This is a genomic window from Protofrankia sp. CiP1_Cm_nod2, assembly GCF_920664355.1.
Lineage (GTDB): Bacteria > Actinomycetota > Actinomycetes > Frankiales > Frankiaceae > Protofrankia.
Map to the genome: position 1 here is coordinate 6,356 of NZ_CAKKTL010000153.1, position 6,304 is coordinate 12,659.

Annotated in this window: 3 protein-coding genes; all 3 read right to left on the bottom strand. The window is 73.4% G+C overall.

From position 1 onward, the window contains the following. On the bottom strand, window positions 1-1,140 hold a 1,140-nt coding region (locus tag NBW84_RS16500; RefSeq protein ID WP_250285630.1), incomplete at its 3' end, for a MazG family protein. A gap of 115 nt (window positions 1,141-1,255) precedes the next feature. Beyond that, on the bottom strand, window positions 1,256-2,053 hold the full coding sequence (locus NBW84_RS16505; protein ID WP_250285631.1) for a hypothetical protein: 798 nt from the start codon (window positions 2,051-2,053) through the stop codon (window positions 1,256-1,258). Window positions 2,054-2,222: 169 nt separating this feature from the next. Continuing rightward, the gene (mfd, locus tag NBW84_RS16510) at window positions 2,223-5,930 is read right to left on the bottom strand and encodes a transcription-repair coupling factor (RefSeq protein ID WP_250285632.1); all 3,708 of its coding nucleotides are present in this window, start codon (window positions 5,928-5,930) and stop codon (window positions 2,223-2,225) included. Window positions 5,931-6,304 lie beyond the last annotated feature (374 nt).

Here is a 6,304-nt window from a genome sequence, read left to right on the forward strand (position 1 = left end):
GGCTCCGGAGAGGACGATCTCATCGGGTACGCCGACCTTGGCCGCGCGCTTCTGGAGCTTCGCGGCCAGCGCGAGCGCGGGCTGGGACAGGGGGACGCCCTCGGTCACCGACCGGCGGCCCTTCTCGACGTCCTTGATCTTGTCCCAGTTCGTCTCGACGGCGGCGGCGCCGTCCACCCGCACCGATCCGAAGACGTGCGGATGCCGGCGGACGAGCTTGTCGGCCAGGCCCGCGGCCACGTCGTCGATGTCCCAGACGGCCGTGCCGCGCCGGGCCTCCTCCCCGCCCCGGACGGCGCCGTTCCGGGCCGTCTCGTCCCGGCCAGCCCCGTTCAGGGGCGTGTTGTCCCAGGCCGCGCTGTTCCGGTCGTCACCTTGCCGGTCGTCGCCGCTCCGGTCGTCGCCGCTCCGGTCGTCGCTGTTCCGGTCGTCGGGGGCGGCCCCGGTGCCGGGTGTCCCCGCGTCGTCCGGGCCGGCGGGCCAGCCGTTGCCCTCGGCGGCGATCCTCGCGTGGAAGAGCACCTGCATGAGCACGTCGCCGAGTTCCTCACGCAGGTCGGCGTGGTTGCCGTCCTCGATCGCCTGGTACGCCTCGTAGGCCTCCTCCAGCAGGTAGGAGGCGAGCGAGGTGTGGGTCTGCTCGGCGTCCCACGGGCAGCCGCCGGGAGAGCGCAGCCGGTCCATCACGGCGACCGCGTCCAGCAGCCTGGCGCCGGGCAGGTCGCGCGACCCCTGGACGGCCGTCACGGTGAGGTCCGCGCCGGCCGCGGCGGCGAGCGCGTCGAGCAGGCCGTGTTCCCCGCCTGGCTCGGCCCCACCGGCCCACAGCGCTCCATCAGCCCCCGGGGTCTCGCCGGCTGGCAGGGTCCCAGCAGCCGGCGCGGCGAGCCACACCACGGGCCGGGACGGGTCGGCGTGCGCGCGCCGGCGCAGCGCCTCGGCGGTGACGGCGGCCCGCTGGCCGGCGTCCGCCAGCACTTCGACCGCGATGCCCGCCGCGGCGAGGGCAGCCCGCTGGGGATGGTCGGCCGACCCGCAGCAGACCGTGCCGGCGGCGCGCAGCAGGTCCCAGGCCGCGACGTCGAGCAGTCCGGGCGCGACCCGGGGACTGGTCACGACGACGACGATGCTCGCGGTCACCAGGCCCCCTCGGCCGGCCCGGCCGACCTGGCCGCTCCGGTCACCCCGGGCGGCCAGGCCAGCATGACCGGATCGGTCAGCGCGGCCGGCGGGACTGCTGGCGGGACGGGGACGGTCACTGGGTGAGCGTGAGTCCCGGGCCCAGCGACGGCGCGGGCGCCGGGGTTGTCGCCACCGAGACGGCCGCGGCCACCACCGCGAGCTGGGCGGCGTCCCAGGCGCCGAACCTCGGGTTGATCGAGACCGATTCCCGGGCCGCGGTCTCGCGCAGCTTCGTGTACACGGCCTGGTTGCGCTGGCTCTCGGCCAGCGACCGGACGAGATAGCCCTGCGCCTGGTCGAAGCTCAGCGAGATCTGCTTCTTCTGTCCGCCGAACTTCGCGACGATCTTGTCGTACTCGTCGCGGGCCTGCTTCCTGGTGGCGTCCGTGACCGTGACCGGGGCCAGCTTGTCCGCGATCGCCGACTCCAGGGCGTTGGAGCGGATGAAGACGCGCAGGTCCTGGCGGGCTATGCCGCCGAGCGCCGCCAGCTGCTCGAAGGCCGCGACGCTGCCGAACCCGAGCACGCTGTACGCCTGGTAGAAGGCGTCGAGGTCCTGGTCGGTCCCTGTGATCCCGAGGCTGCGGGCCTCCCGCTCGAGCAGGTCGAGCTGGACGAGGGTGGTCAGCGCGCGCCGCTGCAGATCGGTGCGTTCGATCGGCGCGATGCTCTGGGCGGCGCCGGGATCGGCCGCGGCGGCCGACCGGCTGACGGCCAGGCCACGGTCGACGACGTCACGCAAGGTCGACGTCCTGATCGTGTCATCGCCGATCTGGGCGGCGGACCCGGCATGGGTGGTGCACGCGGAGGCGGTAAGGACCACCAACGCCACGCCGGCGAGGATGCGGCGAGCGGCAGAACGGGGCTTCACGGCTGTGACCGTACCGACTCGCCGCCCGCCGCGCACAGCCAGGCCACCGGTGGGCGTAACCCCCACCGCGTCCGCGCTCCTCGCCACCCACCCGGTTGAAGATCCACCGGAACCGGCCGCGGACCGGCGGGGCACGAAATCAGCGGGCATGGGATCAGCGGGCATGGGATCAGCGGGACGCGGCCGTGGCCGCCGCCGCGACCGAGTCGCCGGCGACCGCCGCCAGCAGCTCCGCGGCCCAGGTGAGGACGGCGCGGTCACGCAGCGGCCGGGCGCCGATACGCGGGGTCTCCGCCGGCACCGGCACCAGGACCGTGCGCACCGCCGGCTTGACCACGGCCCCCTTGTACAGCCGCTGGAGGCGCATGGTCTGGCTCTCGCGCAGCTCCAGCGGCGCGAACCGGATCTGGCGGCCGGCCACGGTGATCTCGGTGACGCCGTGCCGGCGGGCCAGCACCCGCAGGGAGGCGACCGCCAGCAGGTTCTCGGCCGGCTCGGGCGGCGTCCCGTAGCGGTCGAGGAGCTCGGCGCGGACCTCGGCGATGTCGTCGTCCGAGACGGCGGCGGCCAGGCGGCGGTAGGCGTCCAGCCGCAGCCGCTCGCTGGGGACGTAGTCGTGCGGCAGGCTCGCGTTCACCGGGAGCTCGACCTTGACCTCGGGCGGCTCCTCGACCGCGGTGCCCTTGAAGTCCGCGACGGCCTCACCGACCATCCGCACGTACAGGTCGAAACCGACCGAGGCGATGTGCCCGGACTGTTCCCCACCGAGCAGGTTGCCCGCCCCGCGGATCTCCAGGTCCTTCATGGCCACGGCCATTCCGGCACCGAGGTCGGAATGCTGGGCGATCGTCGCGAGCCGGTCGTGCGCGGTTTCGGTGAGCGGCTTGTCCGGCGGATACAGGAAATATGCGTAGGCGCGTTCCCGGCCGCGGCCCACCCGGCCCCGCAGCTGGTGCAGCTGGGACAGCCCGAACACGTCGGCGCGTTCCACGACGAGGGTGTTGGCGTTGGAGATGTCCAGCCCCGACTCGACGATGGTGGTACATACCAGGACGTCGAACTTCTTCTCCCAGAAGGCGACCATCACCTGCTCGAGGGCGTCCTCGCCCATCTGGCCGTGCGCGGTGGCGACGCGGGCCTCGGGGACGAGGTCGCGTAGCCTCGCCGCGGCCGCGTCGATCGACTCCACCCGGTTGTGGATGAAGAAGACCTGCCCCTCCCGCAGCAGCTCACGGCGGATCGCGGCGGCGATCTGCCGGTTGTCGCTCGGCCCGACGAAGGTCAGGATCGGGTGCCGCTCCTCCGGCGGGGTGTCGATCGTCGACAGCTCCCGGATACCGGTGATCGACATTTCCAGTGTCCGCGGGATCGGGGTGGCGCTCATGGTGAGCACGTCCACCGCGGTCCGCATTTTCTTCAGATATTCCTTGTGTTCGACGCCGAAGCGCTGCTCCTCGTCGACGATCACCAGGCCGAGGTCCTTGAAACGGGACGCGGACGACAGCAGCCGATGCGTTCCTATCACCACGTCGACGGTGCCGTCGGAAATCCCGTCGAGCACCGTCTTCTGCTCGGACGCGGAATTGAAGCGCGACATCGCCCGTACGTTCACGGGAAACGCGGCATACCGCTCGGAGAACGTCTGGAAATGCTGTTGGACGAGCAGTGTCGTCGGGACGAGAACAGCGACCTGCTTGCCGTCCTGCACCGCCTTGAACGCCGCCCGGACCGCGATCTCGGTCTTGCCGTAGCCGACGTCGCCGCAGATGACCCTGTCCATCGGGACGGGTCTGCGCATGTCGGCCTTGACCTCCTCGATGGCCGAGAGCTGGTCGGGGGTCTCCCGGAACGGGAAAGCGTCCTCCAGCTCCCGCTGCCACGGGGTGTCCGGGCCGAAGGCGTACCCGGGCGCGGCCATCCGCGCGCTGTACAGGCGGATCAGCTCGCCGGCGATCTCCTTGACGGCCTTGCGGGCGCGTCCCTTGCGCTTCGCCCAGTCGGCGCCGCCGATCCGGTCGAGGCTCGGGCCCTCGCCGCCGACGTAACGGGTGACCTGTTCGAGCTGGTCGGTCGGGACGTACAGACGGTCACCCTTCGCGTACTCGAGGACGAGGTACTCGCGGGTGGCGCCGGCGACCGTCCGGGTCACCATCTCGATGTACCGGCCGACCCCGTGGGCGTCGTGGACGACCAGGTCGCCGGCGCGCAGCGCGAGCGGGTCGATGCCCTTGCGGCGCCGGTGCGGCATCCGGCGCATGTCACGGGTGGTGACACCGCGCTGGCCGGCGAGGTCCGCCTCGGTCAGGACGGCGATGCCGAGCAGGTCGCTGGTGAAGCCGCTGCCGAGCTGGCCGCAGGTGACCGTGGCCACGCCACGGGCGAGGTCGGCGTCCTCGGCGAGACGGGCGCCCAGGTCGGCGTCCCGCAGCAGCTCGACGAGCCGCTGGGCGGGGCCATGCCCCTCGGTCACCAGCAGGACACGCCAGGAGCCGGCGAGCCAGCCCTTGATGTCCGCGAGCACCCGCGCGGTGTCACCATGGTAGGCGGTGGCCGGCCGCAGGCTGGAGATCACCGTGTGGTCGTCGAAGGCATCCTCGCCGCTGGCGGCGCCCCACACCTGGTGGTCGCCGGGACGGCCGTCGCCGCCCGCGCCACCCCCGGAGCCGCCGCTCCCGGGCCGGTCGCCGCCCGAGAGGCCGTCGGCGGTGACGCCGCCGCCGAACGGGCCGACCGACCACCACGGCAGGCCGATCTCGGTGGCCCGCTGGCGCACCTGCGCGATCGAGCGGTAGGCCGCCGCGCCGAGATCGATCGGGGCGCTGCCGCCGGCGGCGGCCGTGCTCCAGGACGCCTCCAGGAACTCGTGGCTCGTGCGCACCAGTTCGGTGGCCCGGGCCCGGACCCGTTCCGGGTCGCACACCAGCACATGCGTGCCGGCGGGCAGCTCGTCGAGCATCAGCACCATCTCGTCGCAGAGCACCGGCGCGAGCGCCTCCATACCGTCCACCGGAATGCCGTCCGCGATCATGTCGAGCATGTCGAGCAGTTCGGGATGCGCCTGTGCCAGCTCCCGGGCACGGGCCCGGACCGGTGGGGTGAGCAGCAGTTCGCGACACGGCGGCGCGAACAGCCGCGGCCGGGCGTCCCGGCCATCCCCGCCGCTCGGGCCGCCGCTCGGGCCGCCGGACGGACCGCCGGACGGGCCGGACAGCGCCCGCTGGTCGGCCACTGAGAACGGCCGGATGTCCTCGACCTCGTCGCCGAAGAACTCCACCCGCAGCGGATGCTCCTCGGTCGGTGGGAAGACGTCGAGGATGCCGCCGCGCACCGCGATCTCGCCACGCCGTTCCACCAGGTCGACCCGGTGGTACGCGGCCCCGACAAGCCGGTCCACGACCTCCCCCAGGTCGGCGCTGTCGCCGACGGCCAACGTCACCGGCTCGAGATCCCCGAGACCGGCGACCTGAGGCTGCAGGACGGCCCGTATCGGCGCCACCACGACCGACAACGGCGGCCGGCCGGTGCTGCCGGGGTGGGCCAGCCGCCGCAGCACGGCGAGGCGCAGCCCCACCGTGTCGGCCCGCGGGGACAGCCGTTCGTGCGGCAGGGTCTCCCAGCTCGGGAACACCGCGACCGTGTCGGGATCGATCAGGCTCGACAGCGCCGCGGCGAGATCGTCGGCCTCCCGCCCGGTGGCGGTGACGGCCAGCACCGGCCGGCCGGCCCGGACCGCGAGCGCGGCGGCGGCGAACGGGCGCAGCGCGGCCGGGGCCGACAGGTCCAGCCGGGGCTCACCGACCGCGGCGACCGCGCGCGCCAGGGCCGGATCCGCACCCGGAGTGACGGTAAGAGCGTCCAACAGCGGGGCGAGGGTCATAGGAGCGTCCGAACCTCTCGGGAACAGCGCACGTTACAGACGAACGACAAACTGCACACAGGACACAGCGTCACGGAGCGGGTCACTGCTGGCGTACCGGGCTGTTCCCCATGGGACGGCGCCCGAACTACCAGCCACCCACGTACACAAGCCCGGCGTACACAACCGCGTTCTCCGCCATTTTACGTGCCGGGGAATCGGCCGCTCCGAGCCACCTCCGTGGGCCCGCCGGTGGACGGGCTCAGCTCTGCTTGCCGCCGGGGCGGGCGTAGCGGTCGGTGGCCTCCGCGTCGACCGTCGCGCGGCGCGCGGTGTCCGCCAGCGGCAGGCCCGCCCCAGCCGCCGGGCCCGCCGGGGCCGCCGGTGCCCCGCCG